Here is a 25,243-nt window from a genome sequence, read left to right as displayed (position 1 = left end):
CTACAGCACCAGCAACCCGTCAGGCCGGGCGCCCTCGTCGTCATAAACCGACCCGACGTCCCCACCAGCCACGGCACGGCCCACGGCCATGATCAGCGCGGTTGCGGCGTCGATTCGCTCCTTCGCGCGGGCCTTTGACGGCTTGATGTTGCCGGCCGGATCCTTGTCAGGGACCACGTTGCCGACGCACCAGCGCAACACCGGGTGTCCGCCGTGGCGCAGCTTGCCCGACAGGATCAGGCGTTCGGTGTCCTTCATGGGTGGCGACATGGACACGAAGCCCTGACGGTGGGTGGTCACCGGAACCCCGGCTTCTTGCAGGCGGGTAATCGACCCCGTGGCGTTCCACTGGTCCATCGCCACTTCTCGGACGTCGAACCGGTCGCACAGGCCGATGATGCAGGCTTCGACGGCGCCGTAATCCACCACGTTGCCGGGGGTGGCTGTCAGAAGGCCGGTGTCCGCCCATGTTGGATAGGGCACCCCGTCCACCTCCGCCCGGCGGCGCATGGTGTCGGCCGGCACGAAGCAGAACGGCACCACGTCCACCCCGCCGTCATCGTCGGGCAGGGCCAGGACCACGGCCGTCAGATCGGTGGTGCTGGACAGGTCAACCCCGATCCAGGCCGGGCGGCCCTCGAGCGCGTCCAGGTCCACCGCGTCGGCGCCCCGGTCCCATGACGTCATCGCTACCCAGCCGGCCACACTGCCGTCAATCCAGCGGTTCAGGTGCAGTTGCTGCCAGCCCTCTACCTCGTGGGGCAGCGGGGCGGCCTGACGCGCCAGCTTGCGCAGTTCGTCCAGGTACAGGAACTCACCGAGGGCCGGGTTGAGGGCGTGCCACAGGTCTTCGTCCTGCCAGGGGAGGTCTTCGCCCTCGGGCGGATCCGGGGTGGCGAAGATCACCGGCAGGAACGATTCGTCCTCCCGCTCGCCCTTCGCCACCGCGTGGGAATGCTGCCAGCGATCCCATGCGAGCGTGTTCCGGCCCACACCAGCCGTCGAAATGGTGATGGTCAGGGGATCGGCCCGCTTGCCCATGCTGGTCCGCAGCACGCGCCAAAGTTCCCGGCCCGAATGCGCGGGCCATGCGTGGATTTCATCGCCGATCAGCAGGGAGATGTTGAGACCGTGCTTGGTGTAGCTCTCATGGGAAATGGCCTTCAGCACCGATCCCGATTTCGGGTGATGAAGCTCCTTCTGGGACTCGACGGCGCGGACGATCCGGGACAGGGTGCGGTCGGCCTCGACATACCGCTTCGCATGCCCGAAGCCGATGGACGCCTGTCCCCGGTCGGCGGCGGCCACCACCACTTGCCCGGCCGCGTCGCGCTCCGGCCCCAGCAGGTGCAGCAGCCCCAGCGCGGCAATGAGGGTGGTCTTGCCGTTGCCCCGGGGAAGCCACACGGCCACGTCGGAGAAGCGGCGCCGGCCGTCCGGCAGGATATCCCCATAGACGCGCTGGATCAGGCGCCGTTGCCAGCGGGCCAGCACCCTGCCCAGGCGTTGCCCGGCGCGCGGTCCCTCGGTGATGGTCAGGCGTTCCACGAACGCGACGGCCCGGGCGCCCTTGCCGTGCGGGTCGGGAATGTCGCTATCATCGAACAGCCAGGCGGGCCGGTATTGGTCAACCGTCCACCAGGTCGCCCCATCCGTTGCCGGTCTCGTCATCGGTCTTTCCTCGCAGGGCTTGGCGGTGCGGCGTCAACGCCAGTTCGGAGCCCAGAAGCCGGGCCTCGCGCATGGCCCCCTGTTGCACCTTGAACGCGGGATGGACGGCCGGGCCGCGCTCGCCTTCGACCGTGCGACCCTCCCGGATCAAGGTTTCCTCGGTCTCGCGGACGGTACCGACAGCGATGCAATAGCTTTCCAGGGTCGCGCGGGCTTCGGCGGTCAGCAGGTCCCGGCGGTGAAGCTCCGGCGCAACCCGCTTCCATTCGGCCTTCGCGTGATCGGCCAGCCAGGACGGCGGCGGCGGTGCCCGGCCGGCGGATTTCCCGCCCTCGACCACCGACAGGTTCGGCTTCCGGCCCTTCATGGCTGCAAAACCTCCAATTTCCGGCCCATCTCGCACTTGACCCCACCGCCGGTCCCCAGACCCCGGAGGGAAATTCCCGACTCCCCCTGGAGGTCATTCGCTGGTGGCGTGAATCTCGATGGCCTCGCGGCGCCCAAGTTCCCGAAGCGCGCGGACGTTCCAGGCGACACCGTCCCATTCCAGCACGTCAGCCGTGGTCAGGTCGGATCGGTGGTGCATCGTGAACACAGCCCGGCGTTCAGCCGTCACCATGTCGGCCTTGACGAACTCCCCGCCGCTGGTCTGATGGACATGCGCCCAGACGGTCACAACAACGACCATGACGGTATCGAAGCCGCCGTCCGGTCGCGGTGTCCAGATCTCGCGCTTTATCGTGACGCGCCTATCCAAGCGGCCCGGATCCATGTCAGAAGCTCCACACCTTGAAGCGGGCCAGCGCATCCAAGCCCATGTCGGGCAATCGGTTGACAATGTTGCCAATGTTCATGGGGGTGCGCGTATCGTACGTCAGCGCCACCATTTGCCGCAGCGTGACCTTTATGGGCTCGGGCACGGCGTCCGGCCCGTCGCCATAACCGCAGGTGAAGGTGATTCGCACGGCCTCGGGGCGGCGGGCGGTCGCCGGCCAGGACGTGACCGGGACCAAGCGCCCGAAGTCACCAACTCCGGTCGCGTGGTAGCGGTCGGCGGACAGGGTGGTTTCGGTGCCGCTGGTGTCCAGGTAGGCCACGGAGTCCACGGTGCGCAGCGGTGGCAGCGGCAGGTCGATGTTGGAGTGCGGGAACTCATCCAGGCGCAGGACCCACGTTTGCGTCACCAGGGCGCGGCCCAACCAACCCTCGGCACCATCCAACGTGTCGGCGGCGGCCTCGATCAGGGTTCGCACGTCGGCGCTGTCGGGTGGCACTTCCCCGCCCAGGCTCAGGCGCAGGAAGTCCCACACCGACCTTTCGGTGACGGGCAACACGGCCGGGGCGGTGACACGGATCAGGCTCATCGGGCGCCCTCACGGTTCCAGGGGTGGTCAGGGTCCAGTGGTTGGCCCTGGGCATCGACGCCCCTCACCCATCCGCCGCGCTTCTCTTCGGCCTGCTTGGTGCTGTTGTGGCAGTGCGCGCAGAGGGGTTGCAGGTTCGACGGATCGTCGGACCCGCCCAGCCGCTTCGGTTTGATATGATCCAAGTGCTCGGCGAGCGCACCACAGCGGACACAGCGGGTGCCCGACGGCATCAACTCTACCCGCAGTTTCCGCCAATCCGTCCCGTAGCCTCGCCGGTACGCCGACACCCGGGTGTCCGGCTTCGGACGGCAGGCGCACCGTTGCCCGGCCGGGACAGGGCGCCGGCAGTGCGGGCAGATGCGGGGCGGACGGGTCGGCATGGTCTGGTCTCCAAGGCAAAGCCCGCCGGGGATGCGAAGAGCTGGACACATCCCGGCGGGCCTCTGGTGTCCCTGCATCCCGCAGGGACCGGGCGGGACGCGCCTGCCTCCCGCAGAGCGCCCCTATCCGCCTGTCTCCCTCAGGCGGACTTAGCTGGTGGCCATCGTCAAACCCACGGCGGCCTCGGGCATGGTCAGCGCCCCACCGACACGCATCCGCGAATGGAAGCGGGTCAGGCCGTTGGTCGCCTGGGTGTAGGGGTCGCGCAGGATGGAAACACCCGCGCGGGTGACGACGCGGTAGGCCGTCTTCCAGTCCCCGAACAGGACCGGAACGGCGCCGCTGGCGATCTCCGGCATGTCGGCGGCTTCGGCCACCGGGAACCCGAGGAAGGTCGCCGGCTGCCCGGCGGCAAGCCCGTCTTGCCACAGGTAGTGGCCGTCACTGGCCTTCATCTTGCGCACGGTGGCGATGGTGGACGGGTTCATGATCCAGGACCCGCGCGCGCGATAGGTCGGCTTCAGGCTGTACAGAAGGCCGATCAGGGCATCCGCCGACAGGACGGTGGTAGACCCGTTGGCCATCGTCACCAGATCGGCGCTGGTCAGGATGCCCGAGGGCTTGCCGGTGCCGTCGCCCGACAGGAACGCCACCCCTTCCAGGCGGGCGTATTCGGTCGCCAGCATGTTCGACAGTTCGGCGGACACGTTGATGGCAGCGTCTTCCAGAAGCTGGGTGGACACGTCCACGTACACCGACGCCTCGTGAACCGGGATGCGCACCTGACCGAACGCGGGTTCGGTGCCGGTGCGGGCGCCGATCTCGGACACCCACACGGCGGTCGGGCGCGTGGTCAGCTTGGGAAGCACGATCTCGCCCGCGCTGGTGCTGGTCACGGCGGCCAGACGGCGGATCGGGCTGATCTCCTGAAGCCCCTTCAGCAGGTCGGCGCGGAAGTCCGGGGTGGTCAGATAACCGCCGCTGGTATCGTCGGCCACATGCAGGGAGCGGATTTCCTCGGCGCCCAGCGCCTCGCGACCCCGGCGGATGAAGGTATCGAACGCCCGGGTTTCGATGCCCGGAGCGTCGTTGGCAGGGGTGGCGGTGACCCCGGCGCGGCCGGCGCGGGCTTCCAGCCGGTCGGCGCGGGCCTCGGTCTTGGTCACGCTGGCCTTGATGGCGGACACGTCGTTGGCGATCCCTTCCACGCGGGTTTCCAGGGCGGACACGCGCCCGGACAGGTCGCCGGGTTCGGTGCTGGTTTCGTCCGCCCGGGTCTCCGGCGCGGCCTCGGTGTTGGCGTCCATGGCGGACTCCTTCTGTTGTGCCGCGCGGGCGGCGGTGGAACGGACTTCGGTGATTCGGGTTTTCGGGTTGCTGGCCACGGCCACACAGGACACCTCGGCAAGACGGGCGGCGGTGATGGTGCGGCCTCCCCCCGCGCGCGGCTGGTCCCGCACCCGCTTGAAACCCACGGACAGGGCCAGTGCGCCGGCCTTGGCCAGCGCGTGCGCCTCGGCGCCGTCGCGGGTATCGAGAACAAAGCGGCCCTCGATCTCCAGCCCGTCCGGGGTGTCGGTCAGGGTCTCCACCACGCCACAGACCCGGGTTGCGTCGTGGTGCAGCAACAGCGGGACTTTCCGGGCATCCGCGCGGGTTTCGGCCAGGGATGCGGAGAAGGCGCCGGGGCCGAACGCGGTGCCGTGCTGATCCAACACGCCATACGCCGACGCGAGACCCCGGAAGGTGCCTTCGGCGCCCAGGGTGGGGGCGAAACGCAGTTCGATATCAGGCATCGGTCGCGCCCCCCGTCTCGGTGTTCATAGGGAAGCGCAGCTTCGCGGCCTCGCCACCGCGCGCGGGCAGGTTCTCGCGGGCGCGGGCTTCGTCGGGCTCCATCAGCCCGCCGGCAATGGCCTTGACGTAGGCGTCAATCCGGCTTCCCAGGTCGGCCATTTCCAGGGCGCCGGTCGTGTGTTCGGCGTAGTAGTCCTCGCGCTCGTCTTCGGTCAGAAGGTCGCGGTAGATGGTCTCGACCCAAAGCCGCAGGTACGGAAGCAAGGTCAGGCTCAGGAATTGCCGGCCCAAGCTTTCGGCGTTGGCGTGCGTCACCCGGGACATTTCGGACAGCAGCGACAACGGCACGCGAAGGATGCGGGATACCTCCGCCACCTGGAACGTCCGCATTTCCTGAAACTGCATATCCACGCTGTTGAAGGTCAGCGGCGCGAAGTCCATGCCTTCTTCAAGCACGGCGGTTGACCCGCTTTCGGAGCCGGAATGCAGGGCTTGCAGGCTGGATTTCAGCCGCTCGATGGTCTGGGCATTGAGGCGACCGGGCGCCTTCAGCAGGCCAGAAGGCCGGGCGCCGCGCGCCATGATCCGGGAAGCGTGGCGCTCGAGGGCGATGCCAAGCCCGATGGCATGGCGGCCGGCGCGGATCAGGGACAGGCCGGTGTTCGGCACCACCCCAAGCCCCCGCAGGTGGAACACCTCCGTCCGGTCAAGATCGCGGTGGGTGCCGTCCGACAGGCTCAGGCGGTAGCGCGGTTCCAGGGTCTGGGGATCGGTCTCGACCGTCACCGATTTGCGGGGCAGCGGCACCACCTCGAGAACCCGGCCATCCGATGCGCGGGCCACATGCGCGAACGCCTGCCCGTCCAGGATCAGGGCGGCGGTCATGTCGGTTTTGAACTGGTAGGCGGTCGTCCAGGGGCAGGGTAGACGCGACAGCAGCTTTTCAAGGGGGTGGTCGTCGGCGCGGCGCCGGTCGTCTCCGTCGCGGCGGTACAGGTGACACGGGAGCATGCCGACGCTTTCGCTGATCGCCCGGACGGCCCCCAGGACGGGGGCGTATTCCAGGCCCGCGTCGGACGAAACCGCGATCCCTGCGGCCGTCTCGTGGGCCTCGCGCAACAAAGCCTCGAGTTCGCCCAACGAACCCGAACGGGTTTCCAGTCCGAGAATTCTCCGAAAAAATGACATGGGTCTGCCCTGTCCAGCCATGGGCACGGTGGACAGAAAAAGAGCCCGAGAACAAGTCCGGGCTCGCGCGCGCGTGAAGTTAGTTTTGCTCTTCGTTGATTTGCGTTGACCGCTGTTGATTTCTGTTACTCTCGCGGGCGCCGTGAGAACGGAACCACCGACGAACCATCCTTCTGTGCTGGCAGGGCGGCCAGCTTCTCACCGATGAACACGCGGCCACCGTCGGCAAGCCATGCCTCGACGGCGTGCGTCGGGAAGCATCGGCACCCCTCCACGCGGGCAACAGGGATCGCTCGGTCCTGGCAGTATGCGGTCAAGGCGGTGCGGACGGCGCGGTAAATGCCCGGGTGCCGGCCTTGCACACCTGCAAGGCCGATGACTTGGGTGACGGCCAAGAAGGCGTCACAGTGCGGTTCGCCATGGCTGGTCCACTGAAGCACCCGGACTCCGCCGCTGATGTGGCGGTAGTAGTGCGTTCGGCCGTCGGGCGCCTCGGTTGCGGTGGTCATGGTCATGGCTCAGGTCTCCAGTTCCAGGATGGCGGTTAGGCGGTCGCAGGTATCCAAGGCGTCGGCCGTCCGGGCCAACACCCACTTCGTGTCGCCGCTGCGGGCGTTGCCGAGGATTTCGACGAGGAGGTCGTGGAGGATTGCGGTTTCATTTATGCCGGCCGCACAGGCGGCAACAGCCGGGTCGGTGGTCGGTGTCGTCATGGATCAGGACTCCTTGGGGTGGTCGGTGATGTCATGCCGCGCCAGCGCCAACAGGTCGGCGGCCAACGCAACGGCCCGGGTCGCGGCCATGGGCACCACGGCGGCGGGCTCGGGTGTGTCGGGGTGGTAGACGGACAGCACCAGCGGCGCCCCGGGTCGGTCCTGCGTCACGATCAGGCGGGCCGTCATGGCGCCGGGTCCGGTGAGACGCACGGCTCCGAACCATCGTCGTGACCATGCGTGGCAATGTGGGTCAGCACCGCGAACGCCCGATCCGCCCGCGCCTTCAGTTCGGCGGCCAGGGCTTCGGTCTCTTCGCGGTCCCGTTCGGCGCGGCGGCGCGCCAGCCGTTCGGCCAGGGGCATCGGTCATCCCTCCGGCCGGATCGCATAGACATTGACCGGGCGCCCCGGGACGCGGATTTTCTTTGATCGCTTGCCCTGGTCCCGATCCACGATCCACCCGGCCCGATCCAGCCCGTCGAGGGCGCGGGTCAGGTCGTGCCCGGCCACCGCTTCCTTCAGCGCGTCGGACGTGAACAGGTAGGTCCGCTGGCCCTGGTGGTCGTCCCGCCACCATCCGGCGCGCTCGCGGGTCTGGATGGTGTCGGTCTCGCTCACCTGCGAGAACCGGGTGTCGCCGTGCCGATCAAGGAAGGCGCGCACTGCATCAAGGATTTGCTCATCCTCCGGTCGGCCTTCGGTGCGGCCTTCTTTCCAGAGGCGGAATGCAAGCGTTGCGGCGTCGAGGGAAGCATTATCCGGCCAGGACACTACGCCATAGTCGCAGGCCAGTTCCCCGGCCATGGCAATCAGGGCGAGCATGGACGCGGCCCGGCCTTCCAATTCGGCGCCGGCCGCGAAGCCCGGTTCCGCGCGAAGATCGGCCAGCAGCGCGCCATGATCCTGCGCATCGTTCAACAGGGCCTCAATGAAGGCCGGCGCGGCGTGTCCGTGGTGATCCTCGGTCGCGGTCTTAAGCGTGTCGGCCATGGTGCGGCCATCGGGCAGACCGTGCAGCACGTCGAAGACGCCATGCGTCCGGCCGTCACACCGGATGTCCAACAGGCGCGCGGACTGCCCGGCCTTCTGTGCGCGGTTGCCTTCGGCCATGCTGGCAGCGATGGAGCGTTCCCCGGACGACAACGCCACCACGCGCCACCGATGAACAGGCCGGGCGCCCCCGGTACGGGTCGCGCGGGTCTTGCCCGCGCCATTGCCGAGCGCATAGACGACCGCGCCGACTTCTCGGGGATCACATTCGCTGATTTCGTCCAGGATCAAGAGCCCGTCGTTCCGGGCGGCGGCCACGGCCTCCAAGCCGTTGGACGTCGTGCGCCAGGACCGCCCAAACTTGCGCGGATGACCCCAGGCGGACGCGGCCATATCCAGCAGCGTTGACTTACCGGTGCTGGAGTCTCCGACAAAATGCAGCCCGGCCCCCTGTCGGTGCAGGCGCGCCAGCAGCGGCCCCGCGAACGCGGCGGACAAGGCCAGGATCGCCAGCGGATTCCCGACGGCGCGGGCGGCCACCTCGGTCTTCCAGCCGTCGAGGGCGCCGACGGTTCCGGTGCCGGGAGCGTCCGTCCCCTGCCACACCGCTTCGGCGTCGCCGATGGTGCGGTCGGTCATGATGTAGGCGGAGCGGTCGGACAACCAGCCCGTCCGGGTCGCGGCCATCACTTCCCGCTCGGGGAACCGGCTCATGATCCAGCGCGGCAACAGCGTCCGGCCGGCCTGGATGTCGATCCGAACCCCCTGGTCCAGAAGCTCCCGGCGCAGGTCGGACCCATCGCCGGCCAACAAGGAGATGGGCGCGGCCCAGGTCTTTTCCCGGCCCTTGGGATCGGCGAAGCGCAGCAACAGGCCATGGTCCCGGCCGTCGGCGCCCTCGGTCATGGCGTCGGCCCAGATGGGCGAGCAAATCCAGGTGTCCGTCGGCGGCGGCGGATCACCCTTGCCGAAGCCGTGGAAGTACAGCCCCGGCCGGCCGTAGGGCGTCCGGGTGTCATACGTGGCGAAGCCCGGCCGCTGCGGTTCGTCGGCCGGCGGCGCGTCGTCTTCGTCGGCCGGCGGGTCCCAGGGCGCGGCGTCGGCCAGCAGCGCGAATAGATCGGCGCCCTCCGGCGGATCGTCGGCCAGGTCCCACTTCGGCGGGAAGCCGGCGGGCACCGGGACGATGCGCACCGACGCGGCGCCGGCCTCCATCGCCAGCGCAGCAACACGCGCGGCGAAGTCGGCACCGGGGTCGTCGTGGTCCGGCCAGACGGTCACCGGCCGGCCTTCCAGCGGGGACCAGTCGGTGAGGTGCGGCGCTTTGCCCCCGCCCATCGGCGTCGTGACCGCCATATCCGCGAACAGCATCGCGGCGGCATCGGCGGTCTTTTCGCCTTCGACGATCAACACCGGAGCCTCGGAACCCGCCACCAAATCAGGGAGGCGGTAAAGCGGACGCGGCGCCGGAATACTCTTGGCGCGCCATGCGCGCTTGCCCTTGCCGATGTCGCAATAGGTGAGGGGCAGAACGTCCTTGTCCGGCCGGCCGTCGGTCTCGAACTCGAACCGGCCAGCGAAGCCCATCAAGCGGCCGTCAGCGTCGCGATAGGGCCATGTCGCGGTGGGTTCGCCCCAGGCCGGATGACGGAAGCGCATCTTAGGCGCGTCATCGGGAACCGGGATAATCGGGGTCTTTTCGCCCTTCGGCGGTTGCGCGTCGTTTGCGGTGGCGCGCTCTTCGTCGGTCAGGGGGGCAAACGCCCGTGCGGTGCTGTTATTCATGGCGACCCCCCAGCATGTCGGCCAGTGCCCGGGCGGCCTCGACTTGGCGCAATCCATGCACGTAGGCGGCCAGCGATATGACGTCCCCGCCCTTGTCGCCCGTGGCGAAGTCGGCCCACCGGCCCGTCCGCATGTTCACCGAGAACGATCCGGGCCGGCGGTCGGCCCGGCGCGGGTTGCGGGCCACATACTCGACACCGTTGCGGGCACCGTTCGGCAACCAGCGCGCCAGCAGGGCGGGCAGCGCGGATAGGGCGGCGCGGTTGATCTCGGCGAAGTCGAGACGGGTGTTCGGGCGCGGAGTGGTCATGGTCAGGCGGCCTCCGCCCTCATGTCGCGGACCAGAAAGCGGGCAAGGTGGGCGTACTTGTCTTCGGGAACCGGCTCCGGCCGGCGGGCGGGCCGCTCCGGTTCCTGCCACGGGCGGCGGAACAGCGGGTTCCGGTCGGGATCGGCCATGGCGGCGTAGTCGGCGGCGGACTTCGGCATGGTCACACCTCCGACGTGCTGGTGATAGGCTCGCCCAGTTTTTCGTCCGCCCAGGCGTCGGCCAGGTCGCGGGGATAGAGCGGGGTCCGGTTGAAGCGGACAAACGGCGGGCCTCCGCCCCGGCAACGCCATGTCGCCAGCGTCGAGGGCTTGATTTCGATCCCGTGCGCGGCCTCGAGGTACTCGCACAGTTCGGCCGGCCGGAGCCGCTTCTTCATGAGGCGGGCCGGAAGGCAAACCCCACCCATTCGCGCCCCAGGGGGCGCGTTAGAAACCGTGGTCATGTCTGCTTCTCTTGTTAGGAGGAGATCAGGTCCGCAATCGCAAAAACTATGTCCTCGTTAAAGTACCGATGTTCATGCAGGCGGCCATAACCACGAGACTGCATGTCCTTGCTCCACTCGGTCAGGTCTTCGATGGGCTCGTGGTAACTGAGGGCTTCCGCCCAACTGTCTTGCGGGTCCGAGCAAAACACCCGGATATGCGCCTGGGGCCAGGGGCCATGAACGTCAACGCTCACCCCTCCGCCCAGAATCTCCCGGCCATCCCTCGCGCCGACGAGTGCCGCCAGACTGCCGTCCGCCGCGCTTTCGATCAGCGCGGTAAGCGCATCCAAAAAGCTATGCCCGGCCGGGAGCGCGGCGAGATGAGGCAAAGCCGGCGCCGTCCATTCAGGCTTCCGATCCCCCTTCGGGAACCCGCCTTGGGCTTTTTGAACGCAGAGCCCGGAATAATCCTGCCACGCAGCGAAGGTGTCCTTAATCTGTGACGCGCCGGCCAGCGCAATCAGCAGGCTTGCGGCATCGCGGGGCGTGACGTTCGCCGCACTGCGACCGCGCCCGCCCTTCGTCACCGCGCCGTTCTCGCGCAAGACGCGATAGGGATACAGCACCGCGTTGCGTGGATACGCGATCAGGCGCGCGACCTCGTCAACCAACTGCCCGGAAGAAACCATGATCGGAACACCCTTTAAGCCACGCTCTAAAGGAGATTTACCCCATGGAAACTCTGGCGTCAAGGGAGATTTCGCCTTTGGATGATCTTTTTTCAGGCGGCCCCGCCGGGCCGCACCACTTGTTCCCTCTGTTCCCTCATGTTCCCACGGTGGGGGAACAGGAAAAGCCCTTTCAAATCAATCCTGTTCCTCGTGTTCCCCCGGTTCCCCCGATTTCGAGGTGAGGGCGCGGGCAATTCGGCCGGCGGCGGCATTGGCGACTTGGCGCACAGGATCGTCCGCAAGGTGCGCATAGCGTTGTGTGGTCTCGGCCCGGCGGTGCCCCAAGGTCTTGCCAATCAGCAGCAGGCTTGCCCCATCCGCAGCCGCGAAGCTGGCGAAGGAATGCCGCAGATCGTGAATGCGGACATCCTCCACCCCGGCCCATTGCCGGACCATCTCCCAATCCTTCTGGAGTCCGCCTATCGGCCCATCGCCCCGCCGGGCCGGGAAAACCCATGGCGCCTCGGTGCGCCGCTCCCGCAGGGCGGCCAGCATGTCCACTGCGGGCAACGCCAGCACCACCACCTTCTGTCCGGTCTTTGAATCAGGCAGATTTAAGAGTCCACGTTCAAGGTCAATGTAATCCCACCGCAAAGATGCAATTTCTTCCTTTCGGCAACCTGTTAGCATTAGCATTCGAAAGCAATCTGCGGATGCGGGACGGAGCATGTCCAGGTCATTAACCAGGGATACCATGGCCCGGTTCAGGCGGGAGACTTCCGACTCGGACAGGAAGCGGTCTTTTTTATTTCCCTTGTAGGTCTCCACCCCCCGAACGGGGTTTTCCGCAACATGCTTGCGTTCCACGGCCCATGTCATCATGGCGCCGAACGCGGCCAACGCGCGGGCAGCGGTGCCCTGTCCGCCCCGAACGATGGATCGGGACCGGGGACCGACCATGGCATCAGCCGCCGACTTGCCGGCGGCCACGTCGTTGCGCCAGCGCGCCACCTGGTCCCGGGTCAGGGTGCGGGCCGACTGGTCCCCCAGCAGGGGCACCACATGCCGGCCGAGGTTCGATATGTCCTGTTTCCAGGAGGAGGGCTTCTTGTTCGGTCTGTCGGCCGGCCCCTCGGTCAGATACAGGTCTACCAACTGCCCGATGGTGATGGCGTTCCTTGCCTCTCTCTTCTCTTCCCTGGGGTCCCGACCCTCCGCCACGGCGCGTTGCATTTGCGCGGCCCGATCGCGGGCCATGTCCACCGTCCAGGGTTGCCCAAACTCACCGATGGTCACCCGCTTACTGGCGCCCGTGGCATCTCGGTACTGGAAGACGAAGGCCACCTTGCCGGTTTCGGTCACCCTGATCCCAAACCCCCGGGTTTCCGATTCCCAGATCAGCAACCGCTTGTCCGGCAGCTCCTTCCTCAACGGATCAATTATTGACTTCTTGGTGATTCTCTGAACGCGCATATAGCCGCCTCCCTGCTTTCCGGTAAGCAGATGGTAAACAATCATCATCAATTCAGGGATGCGATCCGCAGGCAAGCGCAAAGCGGAGCAATGGACATATGCTTGGAATAACAGGCTCTTACAGCCTCTCTCAATGAGCGTCAAAATTCGTCAAAGCTATAGAAATACCAATCGCACTGCTGAGGTCAGGGGTTCGATTCCCCTCGGCTCCACCAAACCCCACTCCGTGCCGTTTGGACCGGCTAAGGCCTTGAAGGGTAAGGTCAGAATCGCGGTTCGAAAACCCTCCGAACGGCTGTAGGGCAACGGCCCGCCGAAGACCAGCCGGAGCACCATTCTCTTGTGCTCCAGGCGGTCGGAAAGCCAGAGTTTGCCCAGAGGTTCTTGGGGTTTGCCAGGAACGCGCAGGCGGTTCGAAAGGTCTCATCGAAGCTCCGCTGCGGTTTGCCGCAAGTTCGGTCCTTCTCGATCAGCACCAGCTTCTCCTCCTCCAGCGTGCGCAGGCGAGTCTCGTAGGCGTTGATGAGCGCCGGGCTGTCCGTCTGACGATCCGGTCCATGAGCTGCGCGCTCTGCTGTTCGAGCCGCCTGATCACGCCCTCACTCAAAATCGGGCATAGCTTGATGGTGAGAAGGCGGGTCTCCAACGGAGGCTCCCATGGGCAGTGTTTCCACCCGAAGGTGAATCGACCTCACCATCCACCGCCACACAAAAATGCGCCCAGTCGTGTAGTGTGCGCCATGTCGGTCAGATGGACGAAGAAGTCAGGTCTTTGGGCGAGCGTCCAGGGCCCAATGATGCGGGCGCCTGACCCGTCACTGCCCCAAGGTCAGCGCCCATTATCGTACGAAGCGGCCTATCCGGCGTATCTCGCGATCCGATGCCTGCCCGGGGGGCTCATCCGGCCGGTCCGCGCCGAACCGCGTTGGCGTTGACAGCGTCACAAAACTGATAGACACTCACTTGTCTGATGAGTCGTCAAGTTCGTGATGCCCTGCCCCCAGGCGTTTGTCGGCTCGGGTCCGCGCGATGCAGGATCGCTGAAGGGTCAGTTAGTTGGGGGGGGGCGTGCACGGACCGTCGAACGGGATTGCCCCGGGAGAGACACGGTGGGACCTGTCAGGAAGTCGAGGCTCTCCGAAGGTGTGGTGGATGCGATCCGCCGCATGATTGCCGACGAGGGTTTCGCGCCGGGGGACAAGTTCTATTCCGAAAACAAGCTCACCACCCAATTACAAGTCAGCCGATCATCCTTGCGTGAGGCCATCCGTATTCTGGAGGTCACGGGCATGCTGTCGGTCCGCCACGGCAAGGGGATCTTCGTGGAGGCGCCGAGTATTCGGCCCCAGGACGGTTTCCTGGACTGGCTGAAGCGCAACGATCAGTCGCTTCAGGAGCATTTTGAGGTTCGTCTGATCATCGAGCCTCAGGTCGCGCGGCTGGCCGCCCTCGCCGCAACACCCGATGAAATCGACGCCCTGGCCGATAACCATGAGCGGTTCGCGCGCAATTCGCTGCTCGGCCGGACGACCGAAACGATCGACTGTGACCGCGAATTCCACACGCGCCTGGCCAAAGCCACGCACAACAAGATGCTGTACGCGCTGATCAAGTCCTTGGCCACGTCGTTGTTCGACGACTGGATCTCGAGCTTCCACACCCCCGGTCGAATGGACAAGACAGTGTTTGAACACGGTCAGATCCTGGAGGCGATCCGCAACCGCGATGCCGAGGCGGCCATGGATAGCATGACCACTCATCTGCGCAACGCCATCCGCGAAATCAGCGGCACGTCATCGCCATGACACCCTGTCGCCGTTCCAAGGAAGCACCATGCTGAGAATCACTACGGTGGTGGAGAATTCTCCCGGAGAGTTGAAAAGCCTGCTCCATGAACATGGTCTCTCCTTTCACATCGACACCGGCGCGCACAGCCTGCTGTTCGACACCGGCCAGGGCGACGCCCTCGTCCCTAACGCCCGGCACCTGCGCATCGACCTGAGTTCGGTGACCCGGGTGGTTTTGAGCCATGGGCACTATGACCATACTGGGGGGCTGCGTGCCTTCGCGGCCCAATCGCCGCAGTTTGAACTTGTGACCGGCCCCGGGTGCCTGGACGACAAGTATGCCGAAGTGGGCGCGGCGTGCGAGTTTCTCGGCAATGACTTCGATGCCGACTGGTTGGCCGAAAACGGCATCGACCATGTCACGCTGAACGAACCGATACGGGAATTGGTGCCGGGGGTCCATGCCCTGACGGATTTCCCGCGGGTCCACCCGGACGAGGTCATCAACCCGCGTTTCAAGGTTCTGAGGGACGGGAAGCTCGTCACAGACGACTTCGCCGACGAGGTGATGCTGGCCGTCGACATGCCCGAGGGATTGATCGCGATCCTCGGCTGCTCGCATCCCGGCGTGAAGAACATGCTGGACGCCGCCACCCAGCGACTGGGCAAACCGATCCATACCGTTATCGGCGGCACGCATATGGTCGAGGCAAGTCCCGAAAGTATCGCCCTGACCGCGGCGTACCTGCGGGAGAAAGAGATCAGCGTGATTGGCATGTCGCACTGCACCGGCAAGGCGGCCATGGAAACGCTGTCGGCCATGGACAGCGGCTATTACCACAACAGAACCGGAACCGCCCTGTTCATCAACTAGGCCGTAAAAGGCGGGTTACCCCGGGGATCGCCGGTCCCGGGTCTCAACAAGAATTTGTTCCTGCAACGGAGGACTTGGAAAATGCTGACGCGAAAGAGGTTTCTGGGACTGATGGGAGCCAGCGTGGCAGCCCCTGTCGCCGCGACGATGCCCTCGGCGGCGCGCGCCTCCGACAGACCCATTGTCTGGAAGTCTTCGGGCCACGGGCCGGCGTCCGACCCGTCGCAGATCTATCACGACATGCTCTGCAACGCGATCACCAAGGCCAGCGGTGGTCGGCTGGAGGTCAAGCCCTTCGTCGGTGGCTCCATCGTTCCCGCCTACAAGGAACTGGATGCCGTTGACCAGAACGTGCTTCAGATGGCCTACACCTGCCCGATGTACAACCTGGACAAGTGGTCGGCCGCGGGTCTCGTCAGCTCGCGCCCCGGGGGCCTGCCGGGCGAAGCCCTGCGCAGTTGGTTCAATTTCGGCGGCGGCGCCGAACTGCTGAACAAGATGATGGAAGGCTACAACGTCGTGACCTTCCCGGGCGCGCTGTCGCCCCTGCCGCAGGAAGTCTTCTTCCATTCCAAGGTCCGGCTCGACAGCCTGGACGACATCAAGGGACTGAAGGCCCGTTGCATGGGCGACGGCGGCGAGATCCTGAAGCGCATGGGCGCGGCCACCGTCATCATCCCGGGCGGCGAGTTGTACGAGGCGATGCAGCGCGGCACGATCGACGCCTTCGAATACTCGACGCTGGCGTCCAACTGGAGGATGCACTTCAACGAAGTGGCGAAGTATGTCTACATCTCGCCCACCCGCGCGCCCAGCGATCCGCAGGTGTTCTTCTTCAACAAGGATGCCTGGGACGAACTGCCCGAAGATCTCCAGACCATCGTGCAGGGGCAGGTCGCCAAGTTCACCCAGGATCAGCATGAATACCTGGTGGTCGAGTCCATCAAGGCCATGGATGAGTTCCGCAAGGCCGGCAACGAGGTTCTGCGCGTGCCCAAGGACATCGAGGTCGCGCTCAACGAAGAGGCGGACAAGTTCTACGCCGAGAAATCGGAATTCGAACCCCCGATCTTCGCGGAGATTTATGACTCCATGCGCAAGTTCGGACATGACTACGCCGAGAGCATGTAGTTCGTAGCACCTGCAGGATGGGGAGAAAGGCATGACCGCGCTGAAAAAAATCCTCAGCTTCGTTGACAGTCTGAGCGAATGGTCAGGCGCCATCGGCAAGTGGTTCGCCTTTCTTCTCGTCCTGGTCGGGACCTTCGAGACCGTGTCCCGGCACTTCTTCGACGCACCCACCATCTGGGCCTACGATACACTGTGCATGGCCGGCGGCGTGACATACCTGCTGGGCGCCTCCTATGTCTACCGGCACGACGCCCACACCCGGGTGGACATCTTCTACAGTCGGTGTTCTCCGCGGAGGAAGGCGCTGCTGGATGTCATTTGCGCGCTGATCTTCTTCTTCCCGTTGATGACCGTCATGTTCGAAATGGCCGTCTCCTGGGCGCTCCGCGCCTGGCGGATCAACGAGGTGATGTTCAACAGCTTCTGGTATCCGCCCGCCGCGCCCTACCGCACCATCTTTGCCTTGGGACTATTCCTGCTCCTGCTTCAAGCCCTGGCCAAGCTGATCAGGGACGTCCACCTCGTGCTGCGGGGGAAAGACCTTGATTGACCTCAGTCCGGAAGCCGTCGCCCTGCTCATGCTGGGTGGAGTCCTGTTCCTCGTCCTAACCGGCTATCCGATCGCCTTCGTCATCGGCTCGGTGGCGTTCTTCGTCGGCCTCATGGAATTCGGCGCCAATACCACCTTCCACATCCTGTACAGCCGGTTCTATGACCTGTCCCTGAACTACCCCTACCTGGCGGTGCCCCTGTTCACCTTCATGGGGGTTGTCCTCCAGCATTCGGGTATTACCAAGGATCTCTACCAGAACCTCTATGAGGTCTTGGGCAAGGTGCGCGGCGGTTTGCTGGTGGTGACCATCCTGTTCGGCACCGTTCTGGCCGCCTGCCTGGGAGTCATCGCGGCCTCGGTGACCATCCTGTCACTGATCGCCCTGGGTCCGATGGTCAGCCGCGGATATGACAAGTCCATGGCAGCCGGCACGATCGTTGCGACGGGAACCCTGGGCATCCTGGTTCCGCCCAGCATCATGCTTGTGGTTTATGCGCCGCAGGCCGGCCTGTCCATCGGCCAGATGTTCATGGGCGCCGTGTTCCCCGGCCTTATCCTGTCGTCGCTGTACATCGCCTACGTCGTTGTCCGCTGCAACCTGCGCCCGGAACTCGGCCCGCCCATTCCCGCCGACCAGATGCCAGCGTTCACGCCCCGCAAGCTGGTCCGCCTGCTGGCTTCGCTGCTGCCGCCGGTGTTGCTGATCGTCGCCGTGCTGGGCACCATCTTCGCTGGCATCTCGCCGCCGACCGAGGCGGCAGCGGTGGGATGTTTCGCCGCCATCCTGCTTGCGGTCGTCTATGGCAAATTCTCCTGGGGCTTGATCGGCAAGGCGTCCATCGAGACCCTGCGCGTGTCCACCTTCGTGGTGATGATCGCCGCCCTTTGCTATGCGTATGTCGGCATCTTCATGAACGCGGGGGCGGGCGACGTCGTGACGGAGATGATCCAGTCTGTGCCGGGCGGTCGCTGGGGCGCGTTCGCCACCATCATGCTGATCGTCTTCCTGCTCGGCCTGTTCATCGAGTGGATCGGCATCGTGTTCATCATCGTGCCCATCTTCTCGCCGATCCTGGCCGACCTGGGCTTCAACCCGCTCTGGGCCGGCATGATGATCTGCATCAATCTTCAAATGGCCTTCCAAACCCCGCCCATGGCGATGTCCATCTTCGTCCTCAAGGGCACCGCGTCGGCGGAGATCGGACTGACCATGGGCGAGATCATCCGGGGCGTCATTCCGTTCGTCTGCATCGTCATCCTGACCCTTGTCCTATGCACCGTCTTTCCAGAGATCATCACCTGGCTGCCGGAGAAGATGATCGGTCCGTCGATCTAGCCGGGATCATTCATGACGGGCCCGAGGCGGTCTGAAGTTGAACGTTGGCTCAACCGGGGCGAGTCCGGGCGCGGCCAAGGGCGCGTCGCCCTTGGCGGGGCGGCGTGATCGGGGGGCGGAGGTTTGCGGTTGAGGACTTTGGGCGGGCGGGCACGTCTGTTGGGACGATGGCCTATCCCGGTGCGAGGCTGGGCAGACGGTCGAGCGCGAGGCGCATCAGGGTCTCGGCCGGCGATCTCGCGGCCCTTCGGGCGCTTCGCCGGGCGCAGCACCGCGCCGACAAGGTGCCCGTCGCCGTCGAAGACGACGATGGACTGGAAGCCATAGTCGTCGTCATGGGCGTTGAACAGCCGCGGTTGCTGGCCGCCGTGGACGGCGTCGAAGGTGTCGTCGATGTCCAGCACGATGCGCCTCGGCGCATCAGCGTCACCACCGTGTCGCGGCCGACCATGAAGCCCTCCGCCACCAGCATGTCCCGATGCGGCGCGTCGATCCGGTGCATCAGCGCCAGATCCGCCTCCGAAACCGGCCGAGGGCGATAGCACAGGCCACTCCGGCTGATCCCCAGCATCTCGGCCTGGCGCATCACCGGCAGAGTATGGTCGCGGTCCATCATCGCCTTGCGCTCGGCAGATCGGCCTTGCCGAGCGCATCCGACAAAAAGTCCCGCTCCAGCATCAACGGGCCGATCTTCGCGTGCAGCTCCTTGACGTCCACGGCCGGGCCGGAGCCGCCCGGCGCCGGGTCACCGAACACCCCCGTGGCCCCTTCCAGAAGCTGGGCGCGCCACGCCGTGATCTGGTTCGGGTGAACGTCGAACCGCGGCGCCAACTCGGCCAGCGTCTTCTCACCCTTGATGGCTGCAAGAGCCACTGTCGCCTTGAAGGCCGGTGCGCCCCGGCACCGCTCCGCAGTGCCGCATGTATTCAAGGCGGCGGCGCGGTCGTCTCGCCATAAAAGGCCCTCCTGTCTCGGCATCCTCGCCGGTCTCAGGCAGGAGATCCCCTTATCGCCCTGTCCAGATTTCCCCGGCCGGCTCTCTCGCCCGCCTGAACGAAAAGCTGGCATTGACCAACCGGTCTGAAAGGTTAGTCACGTTCCCGAACAAAGCTTTGAGATGATTGCCAAATTTCGAGAAGGTGGTGACCCCGGCAGGGCTTGAACCTGCAACCCCCGGTTTAGGAAACCGGTGCTCTATCCAGTTGAGCTACGGGGCCGTCGCAAGCGGCTCTCGATCACGGGCCACGGGCCTGATTAGCAGATCCGCGCGCACCTGACCACCCCGGCCGCCCGGCGTCACTCCGGCGGCGGGTGAAAGCTGACCGCGCCGCGCCGCAGACCCTGGACGATGTCGCAGTACTCGGGCTCGGCATCGGCGGTCAGCAGCCCGTGGCGGATCGCGAAGTCCAGGATCACCAGCGGTACGTTGAACTTGAACGCCTCGGTGACGCGCACGGTCTCCAGCACCTTGTCCACCGACCACAGCATGAAGTCACTGATTTCCCCGTCGGTGTTGCGCGGCTCGACGTCGGCCGGCACCTCCAGGTCGAACACGAACAGGGTGTCGGGCCGCAATCCCGGACTGGTCTCCCGGCAGTAGGAGACCAGTCCGGCCGGTCGCGCCCGGCGGACCAGGGCCGGGCCGATGCCGGCCTCCTCGGCGCACTCCTTCTCCAGGGTCCGCCACAGGGTCAGGCCGGCCGCATGGCCGCCGGCGACCATGTTGTCGAGCTTGCCGGGCGCCACCCCACGGCCGGCGGCCCGTCGCGCCACCCACAGAAACAGGCCGTCCGGCCGCCGCACATACCCGTTGAGGTGCACCCCGTAGGCCCGAACCCCCAGGGCCGCCACATGCGCGCGATCGAGGGTGAACAGCGCCGGCTCGCCCCAGGAGGCGGCGACGGTATAGGACTCGCCGTTGCAGGGGGGCAGCACACCGTCGTCCACCAGGGGCGCCAGCGCGGCGGCGATGGCCTGGGTGCGGGCCTCGGCGTCGCCCAGGTCGGCCCGCAAGGCCACCCCGAACGGCCCCACCTCGAACACCGTCGCCGCCTCCGCCAGGCGCTCGGCCAGCGCGTGACGCACCCACCCCACCTCGCGTCCGGCCACGAAGAACGGCCGGAACCCGCCCATGTCGTGACGGTTCAGGGCATGGATGTGATTCATGTAACTCACGCGTGATCTCCCGGTCTGGCCCCCGCGCGCCGCGTCAACGCGGGGCGATGGACTCGATGACGGCGGCGTAGTGGCAGCCCGCCGCCACCAGCACGCAGCCATGCCAGATGGCGTTGTGGAACCGCAGGCTCCGCCACAGGTGAAACGCGACCCCGGTGGTGTAGATCAGCCCGCCCACCAGAATCAGCACCAGCGCCGAAAGCGGTAGCGCGGTGACCATCGACCCCACCACGGCCAGACCCGCCCATCCCAGCGCCAGATACAGCACCAGGGCCAGGCGCTCGAACCGGCGGGGCCAGGTCACCTTGAGGACCAGGCCAACCAGCGCCAGCGTCCAGACCACCGCCAGCAGGCCATAGCCGACGGTCCCCCCCATGGCGATGGCCGCGAACGGCGTGTAGGTCCCGGCGATCAGGAGGTAGATCGCCGCGTGGTCGAAGCGCCGCAGCACCGCCTTCACCCGAACCGCCCGCGTCATGTTGTAGGCCGCCGAAAACCCGAACGACGCCAGCAGACCCAGGCCGTAAATGGCGGCCGCCAGCACCCGGGGACCGTCGCCATCAATCAGGACCCACGCCAGCAGGGCGAGAACAGCCACCCCCACCACGGCCACGCCCAGGACGTGAACCACACCATCGATGCGTTGTTCCAGATGTGTGTACTGCATGTTGTAAACCGTGCCTCCGGGTTCGCGGTCTCCATCGCCGGCTTGCCGAGCCCGCATACTCTAGGCCGTCCGTCCGGACAGGGAAAGCCCACCCCGAGGCGAGACCGGCGAAGTCGGCGAGACCGGCCGTGCCCAGACCTTGCGCCCGCCCCGCGACACGCTACAGTCGGATGATCCACGACCGCGCGGCCCCCGTTGGAGGCCGCCCCCTCATCCGGATTCAGGATCGTGACCCTGCCCGACACGCCCTCACCGTTGCCCTCGCCCGATGACACACCGGCCAGTCCCGCCGATGGGCCGCATGACGACCGCCCCGGCCCGGGGGATCTGGCCGGCCTGGAAGCCTGGGTCCGCACCCGCGGCATCACCGAGGTGGAGTGCATGGTCTCCGACCTGTCTGGCGTGCCGCGCGGCAAGATCCTGCCGGCGCGCAAGTTCCTGAGCAGCCTGCGAAACAAGGGCCTGCGGCTGCCGGAATCGGTGTTCACGCAAACGGTCACCGGCGGCTATCCCGACGACGACCCGATCGGCATCGAGGACCAGGACGTACTGCTGGTGCCGGACCCGACCACCGTGCGCATGGTGCCCTGGTACGACGAGCCGACCGCCCAGGTCATCAGCGACTGCGTGTACCATGCCGGCGCGCCGGTCACCGTGGCGCCGCGCCATGTTCTCCAGCGGGTGCTGGCGCTGTACGCCGCGCGGGGCTGGCATCCGATCGTCGCCCCGGAACTGGAGTTCTTCCTGGTCAAGATCAACGACGACCCCGACTATCCCCTGGAGCCCCCGCCGGGGCGCTCGGGGCGGGCCGAGACCGGCAGTCAGGCCTACGGCATCGACGCGGTCAACGAGTTCGATCCGCTGTTCGAGGACATCTACGACCATTGCGAGGCCCAGGGCCTGGACGTGGACACGCTGCATCACGAGGCCGGCGCCGCGCAGATGGAGATCAACTTCAATCACGGCGATTCCCTGGCCCTGGCCGACCAAGTGTTCCTGTTCAAGCGCACGGTGCGCCAGGTGGCGCTATCCCACAAGGTCTACGCGACCTTCATGGCCAAGCCCCTGGAGGGGCAGCCGGGGTCGTCGATGCATCTCCACCAGTCGATCATCGGGGCGGAGGACGGGCGGAACCTGTTCGCCGACGCCGACGGCGCCGACAGCGACCTGTTCCGCTGGCACATCGCCGGCCTGCAACGCCACCTGCCGGAAGCCATGCTGCTGCTGGCGCCCAACGTGAACAGCTATCGCCGCCTGGTGCCCGACTGGGGCGCGCCCATCAACATGCACTGGGGCTACGACAACCGCACCGTCAGCCTGCGCGTGCCCTACTCCGACGCCGCCAGCCGGCGGGTGGAGAACCGCCTGTCCGGGGCCGACGCCAACCCCTATCTGGCCATCGCCGCGTCGCTGGCCTGCGGATACCTGGGCATGGTGGAGCAGACGGACCCCAGCCGCCCCATCAAGGGCAGCGCCTATTCCCGCGCCCATGCCCTGCCCCGCCACCTGCCGGACGCCGTGGAGCGGTTCAGCCGCGCGCGGGCGCTTCAGGACGTGCTGGGCGAGGACTTCGCCCGTGTGCTGATCAGCGTCAAGTGGGCGGAGTGGGACGCCTACCAGCACGTTATTTCAAGCTGGGAGCGAGAGTATCTGTTGCTGAATGTCTAGTGCAGCGACGCATTCAAGGGATTCGCCGTTGAAGGCGTCGCGGCACGGCGCGACGTCCCGTCGTCCCTTGAGCCGAATGCCCATGGACGGCCGTCCCCGTGTGGCGGCGCTGGGCTCGCCCCGGCGCGCAGGATCCGTCGGGAGCGTCTCGAAAAACAATTTTAAGTGTTTATTTTCCAAAAAAACTATCTAACATAGCAAATGCTTTGACAATCCAGGGAGACGATCACAGCGGATCGCCGAACGTCGTGTCGTCGCACTCCCAGCCCGGCGTGTCGTCCTCCGGCCTGGAAAACGGCGGGCCAAGGTGGGCACGCACGGCGTCCAGGTCACTCAGGTCCCCGATGATCCGTACCGACACGGCATCGGTCCGAATCAGGGTTGGCGTGGCGATGATGCGATCGGCCTCCGCCAGGTGAGGGTGTTCCCGCACGTCGATGATGTCGACCTCTCCCAGGGTCCGGGCATTGGCGACCGCCCGACGCGTCGCCGCCGTTCGTCCGACGACGAACAGCCGCAGCGTCGCGCGAAATCCTTGCGAGCGGCCATCGGTTGTCATTGACCATGCCCCCCCCTGATTCGACGGATCTGATCGGCGTGGCTGGCCATCCCGGCGATGCGGCGTTCCAGATGAGCGATATCGGCCCGCACGCGCTCCATGGCCTCGTCCCGTTCCATTTCGGTCTGCGCGACGCGGGCATCGAACGCAATGGGCACGTGGGTGAGTTGCCGTTTCAGGTGGGCCATCTGCAGCCGCAGTTCACCGTACTCAAACGCCTCCTGCTGCTCGCGCACAAGCTTTTCCGTGCCGAACACGAAGGTGCCCGCGCCCAGGTAGGGATCCTCGATCACGATACCCTCGCTGGTGATGTGAAATTCCTTGAGCTGTGAGGATGTGCGCGCGCCTCGTCCCTTCAGGACGCGAATCAGGCGCACGTATTCGCCCGACTGGCGATGCAGTTCCACGCGGATCCAGGTGTCCAGCAGCGACGACAGCCCAAGCGTGCTACCGCTGAGGGCCGCATCCGTCAGCAACTCGGTCAGAATGATGGTGGTGCCCTGGGCCTTGCAGAAGTCGATCAGGCGCACGAGCATGCCCTTGACCGACAACGTCGCGCCCAGGTCCATCAAGGCGGTCACGGCATCGATGATCAGGAAGTCCGGCTTCTCGTCGATCAAGGTGCGGGTGATGCGGATCAGGTGTTCTTCCAGACCGTAGTCGACCGAGCGGATCAGCCGGATGTCCAGTTTGTTGTCGTCGATCAACGAGCCCACGTCGATTCCCACGCCGTCGAGGTCGTGGCGCAGTTCGCTCTGATCCTGCTCGTAACTCAGATAGATCCCGGTCATGCCCTCGGTGCACAGGCCGACGGACAAAAGCCCCAGAAGGGTGCTTTTCCCGGTGCCCGAGGTCCCGGTGATCATCACGGCACCGCCCCGGTACACACCACCGCCCAGCAGGCGGTCCAGGCCGTCATGTCCGGTCCTCACCATCCCCTGGCGCGACCGGTAGACGCCATCCAGGCCGGTGATGGGGATCAGGCGCGGTCCCGACCCGTCGATCAGGAACGGGTACATATTGGTTCCATGCCCCACGCCGCGCATCTTCGAGATGCGCAGCGTGCGGGTCATCAACCGGTTCTCCACCGTCTGGTTCAGTTCGATGATGGCATCGACGGCGTAGTCCACCGGCGTGATGCGGCGCTGATCGTCGTCCCCCATGGCGATCAGGGTGGTGGCCCGGGTATCGCGCAGCAGCTTCAGCAAGGACAGGGTGGTTTCATAGGCGACGCCCGAGGCGTCGAAGGCATAGGCTAGACGGTTCAGATCGTCGATACACAGGCGGGCATCCGCCGGCACCGTGCCTTCCACGGCCAGGGCGGCATCGACCCGAACCTTCACGACATCCAGGTTGTAGGGTCCGGCGACCATCTCGGAATGAATCGGGCGCAGGTCGACGAAGGTCAGGAGTCCGTCGGTCAGCCACTGATCCACCGGATGGTTCAGGGCCCGCATGTAGGAGACCAGCCGCTCCGGCGCCTCGGAGCAGGTGGCGCAGACCACGCGCTGGCCCTGGTGCGCCCCCGACGCCAGGAACTGAAGCAGGAACAGGGTCTTGCCACACCCGGGCGGGCCAACGATCAGGGTGGGACTGTGGGCCACGTATCCGCCGGCCAGGACCCGGTCAAGGCCGGTCACGCCGGTGCTGATCTGCTCAACGTTCATGGGGGTATCCTGACCTCCGTTAGAGTCCTGGCG

The 25,243-nt window shown here is 66.1% G+C and carries 27 protein-coding genes, 1 tRNA gene and 2 pseudogenes; 6 read left to right on the top strand and 24 right to left on the bottom strand.

Annotated features, from left to right (window positions below; translation table 11 throughout):
- The 17 genes from GGD89_RS02045 to GGD89_RS01970 all read right to left on the bottom strand — a co-directional run bounded on the left by GGD89_RS02045 (position 1) and on the right by GGD89_RS01970 (position 12,793).
- Positions 1 to 1,671, bottom strand: coding sequence for a terminase large subunit (locus GGD89_RS02045; RefSeq protein WP_184042438.1), 1,671 nt, complete (start codon positions 1,669 to 1,671; stop codon positions 1 to 3).
- Entirely contained in the window at positions 1,628 to 2,038 is a 411-nt protein-coding gene (locus GGD89_RS02040) for a phage terminase small subunit P27 family (RefSeq protein WP_184042437.1), read from the bottom strand. Before GGD89_RS02040 ends, GGD89_RS02045 begins: the two co-directional genes overlap by 44 nt.
- Before the next feature lie 93 nt (positions 2,039 to 2,131).
- Positions 2,132 to 2,443 (bottom strand): phage head closure protein, encoded by a 312-nt coding sequence (locus GGD89_RS02035; protein WP_184042436.1) that lies wholly within the window; start codon positions 2,441 to 2,443, stop codon positions 2,132 to 2,134.
- Position 2,444: 1 nt separating this feature from the next.
- Positions 2,445 to 3,035, bottom strand: coding sequence for a head-tail connector protein (locus GGD89_RS02030; protein ID WP_184042435.1), 591 nt, complete (start codon positions 3,033 to 3,035; stop codon positions 2,445 to 2,447).
- The gene (locus GGD89_RS20605; protein ID WP_221238279.1) at positions 3,032 to 3,268 is read right to left on the bottom strand and encodes an HNH endonuclease; all 237 of its coding nucleotides are present in this window, start codon (positions 3,266 to 3,268) and stop codon (positions 3,032 to 3,034) included. The genes GGD89_RS02030 and GGD89_RS20605 overlap by 4 nt, the downstream gene beginning before the upstream one ends.
- A gap of 300 nt (positions 3,269 to 3,568) precedes the next feature.
- Positions 3,569 to 5,215, bottom strand: a complete 1,647-nt coding sequence (locus GGD89_RS02020) for a phage major capsid protein (protein WP_184042433.1) — start codon at positions 5,213 to 5,215, stop codon at positions 3,569 to 3,571.
- On the bottom strand, positions 5,208 to 6,404 hold the full coding sequence (locus tag GGD89_RS02015) for a phage portal protein (protein WP_184042432.1): 1,197 nt from the start codon (positions 6,402 to 6,404) through the stop codon (positions 5,208 to 5,210). Before GGD89_RS02015 ends, GGD89_RS02020 begins: the two co-directional genes overlap by 8 nt.
- Positions 6,405 to 6,529: 125 nt before the next feature.
- A complete protein-coding gene (locus tag GGD89_RS02010; protein ID WP_184042431.1) occupies positions 6,530 to 6,919 on the bottom strand; it encodes a hypothetical protein in 390 nt (129 codons plus the stop codon).
- A gap of 3 nt (positions 6,920 to 6,922) precedes the next feature.
- Positions 6,923 to 7,117 carry a hypothetical protein gene (locus GGD89_RS02005; RefSeq protein WP_184042430.1) on the bottom strand — a complete coding sequence of 65 codons (195 nt, stop codon included), beginning with the start codon at positions 7,115 to 7,117 and terminating at the stop codon, positions 6,923 to 6,925.
- Positions 7,118 to 7,120: 3 nt separating this feature from the next.
- The gene (locus tag GGD89_RS02000) at positions 7,121 to 7,306 is read right to left on the bottom strand and encodes a hypothetical protein (RefSeq protein WP_184042429.1); all 186 of its coding nucleotides are present in this window, start codon (positions 7,304 to 7,306) and stop codon (positions 7,121 to 7,123) included.
- Positions 7,303 to 7,482 (bottom strand): hypothetical protein, encoded by a 180-nt coding sequence (locus GGD89_RS01995; RefSeq protein WP_184042428.1) that lies wholly within the window; start codon positions 7,480 to 7,482, stop codon positions 7,303 to 7,305. The genes GGD89_RS02000 and GGD89_RS01995 overlap by 4 nt, the downstream gene beginning before the upstream one ends.
- Before the next feature lie 3 nt (positions 7,483 to 7,485).
- Positions 7,486 to 9,768: a DUF927 domain-containing protein gene (locus GGD89_RS01990; RefSeq protein ID WP_221238278.1), complete on the bottom strand. Its 2,283-nt coding sequence runs from the start codon at positions 9,766 to 9,768 to the stop codon at positions 7,486 to 7,488.
- A 118-nt stretch (positions 9,769 to 9,886) separates the two neighbouring features.
- Complete coding sequence (locus GGD89_RS19690; RefSeq protein WP_221238277.1) at positions 9,887 to 10,204, bottom strand: hypothetical protein; 318 nt, start codon at positions 10,202 to 10,204, stop codon at positions 9,887 to 9,889.
- Positions 10,205 to 10,206: 2 nt separating this feature from the next.
- Positions 10,207 to 10,383, bottom strand: coding sequence for a hypothetical protein (locus tag GGD89_RS01985; RefSeq protein WP_184042427.1), 177 nt, complete (start codon positions 10,381 to 10,383; stop codon positions 10,207 to 10,209).
- Between the two features lie 2 nt (positions 10,384 to 10,385).
- Positions 10,386 to 10,601, bottom strand: a complete 216-nt coding sequence (locus tag GGD89_RS01980; protein WP_184042426.1) for a hypothetical protein — start codon at positions 10,599 to 10,601, stop codon at positions 10,386 to 10,388.
- 80 nt (positions 10,602 to 10,681) lie between these two features.
- Positions 10,682 to 11,338, bottom strand: coding sequence for a hypothetical protein (locus GGD89_RS01975; protein WP_184042425.1), 657 nt, complete (start codon positions 11,336 to 11,338; stop codon positions 10,682 to 10,684).
- A gap of 177 nt (positions 11,339 to 11,515) precedes the next feature.
- A complete protein-coding gene (locus tag GGD89_RS01970; RefSeq protein WP_184042424.1) occupies positions 11,516 to 12,793 on the bottom strand; it encodes a site-specific integrase in 1,278 nt (425 codons plus the stop codon).
- Between the two features lie 989 nt (positions 12,794 to 13,782).
- Between GGD89_RS01970 and GGD89_RS01965 the strand changes: the two genes are divergently transcribed.
- From GGD89_RS01965 to GGD89_RS01945, 5 genes are all read left to right on the top strand, one after another.
- A complete protein-coding gene (locus tag GGD89_RS01965; RefSeq protein WP_281396650.1) occupies positions 13,783 to 14,598 on the top strand; it encodes a FadR/GntR family transcriptional regulator in 816 nt (271 codons plus the stop codon).
- Positions 14,599 to 14,626: 28 nt separating this feature from the next.
- On the top strand, positions 14,627 to 15,454 hold the full coding sequence (locus GGD89_RS01960; RefSeq protein ID WP_184042422.1) for an MBL fold metallo-hydrolase: 828 nt from the start codon (positions 14,627 to 14,629) through the stop codon (positions 15,452 to 15,454).
- 123 nt (positions 15,455 to 15,577) lie between these two features.
- Positions 15,578 to 16,585: a TRAP transporter substrate-binding protein DctP gene (locus GGD89_RS01955; protein WP_221238276.1), complete on the top strand. Its 1,008-nt coding sequence runs from the start codon at positions 15,578 to 15,580 to the stop codon at positions 16,583 to 16,585.
- Between the two features lie 31 nt (positions 16,586 to 16,616).
- Complete coding sequence (locus GGD89_RS01950; RefSeq protein ID WP_184042420.1) at positions 16,617 to 17,135, top strand: TRAP transporter small permease subunit; 519 nt, start codon at positions 16,617 to 16,619, stop codon at positions 17,133 to 17,135.
- Entirely contained in the window at positions 17,128 to 18,474 is a 1,347-nt protein-coding gene (locus tag GGD89_RS01945) for a TRAP transporter large permease (protein ID WP_184042419.1), read from the top strand. Before GGD89_RS01950 ends, GGD89_RS01945 begins: the two co-directional genes overlap by 8 nt.
- Before the next feature lie 232 nt (positions 18,475 to 18,706).
- On the opposite strand, the pseudogene GGD89_RS01940 reads toward GGD89_RS01945, so the two are convergent.
- The 5 genes and pseudogenes from GGD89_RS01940 to trhA form a co-directional block, all read right to left on the bottom strand.
- A pseudogene (locus tag GGD89_RS01940) lies at positions 18,707 to 18,890 on the bottom strand (transposase); the annotation flags it as partial.
- Positions 18,887 to 19,452 (bottom strand): annotated as a pseudogene (locus tag GGD89_RS19890) (transposase family protein); the annotation flags it as partial. The pseudogenes GGD89_RS01940 and GGD89_RS19890, both read right to left, overlap by 4 nt.
- Before the next feature lie 162 nt (positions 19,453 to 19,614).
- Positions 19,615 to 19,691 (bottom strand) — tRNA-Arg (locus GGD89_RS01930).
- 79 nt (positions 19,692 to 19,770) lie between these two features.
- Positions 19,771 to 20,640 carry an NUDIX hydrolase gene (locus tag GGD89_RS01925; RefSeq protein ID WP_246422307.1) on the bottom strand — a complete coding sequence of 290 codons (870 nt, stop codon included), beginning with the start codon at positions 20,638 to 20,640 and terminating at the stop codon, positions 19,771 to 19,773.
- Positions 20,641 to 20,683: 43 nt separating this feature from the next.
- Positions 20,684 to 21,316, bottom strand: coding sequence for a PAQR family membrane homeostasis protein TrhA (trhA, locus tag GGD89_RS01920; protein WP_184042416.1), 633 nt, complete (start codon positions 21,314 to 21,316; stop codon positions 20,684 to 20,686).
- Between the two features lie 381 nt (positions 21,317 to 21,697).
- Here trhA and GGD89_RS01915 point away from each other — a divergent pair, with 381 nt between their 5' ends.
- Positions 21,698 to 22,984, top strand: a complete 1,287-nt coding sequence (locus GGD89_RS01915; protein WP_184042534.1) for a glutamine synthetase family protein — start codon at positions 21,698 to 21,700, stop codon at positions 22,982 to 22,984.
- 226 nt (positions 22,985 to 23,210) lie between these two features.
- On the opposite strand, the gene GGD89_RS01910 is transcribed toward GGD89_RS01915, so the two are convergent.
- On the bottom strand, positions 23,211 to 23,543 hold the full coding sequence (locus tag GGD89_RS01910) for a circadian clock KaiB family protein (RefSeq protein WP_184042415.1): 333 nt from the start codon (positions 23,541 to 23,543) through the stop codon (positions 23,211 to 23,213).
- Complete coding sequence (locus GGD89_RS01905) at positions 23,540 to 25,210, bottom strand: ATPase domain-containing protein (RefSeq protein WP_184042414.1); 1,671 nt, start codon at positions 25,208 to 25,210, stop codon at positions 23,540 to 23,542. Before GGD89_RS01905 ends, GGD89_RS01910 begins: the two co-directional genes overlap by 4 nt.
- Positions 25,211 to 25,243 lie beyond the last annotated feature (33 nt).

The organism is Roseospira visakhapatnamensis, assembly GCF_014197915.1.
GTDB lineage: Bacteria > Pseudomonadota > Alphaproteobacteria > Rhodospirillales > Rhodospirillaceae > Rhodospira > Rhodospira visakhapatnamensis.
The sequence above is the reverse complement of the archived record's forward strand: the minus strand, read 5'-3'. Positions and strand labels throughout refer to the sequence as shown.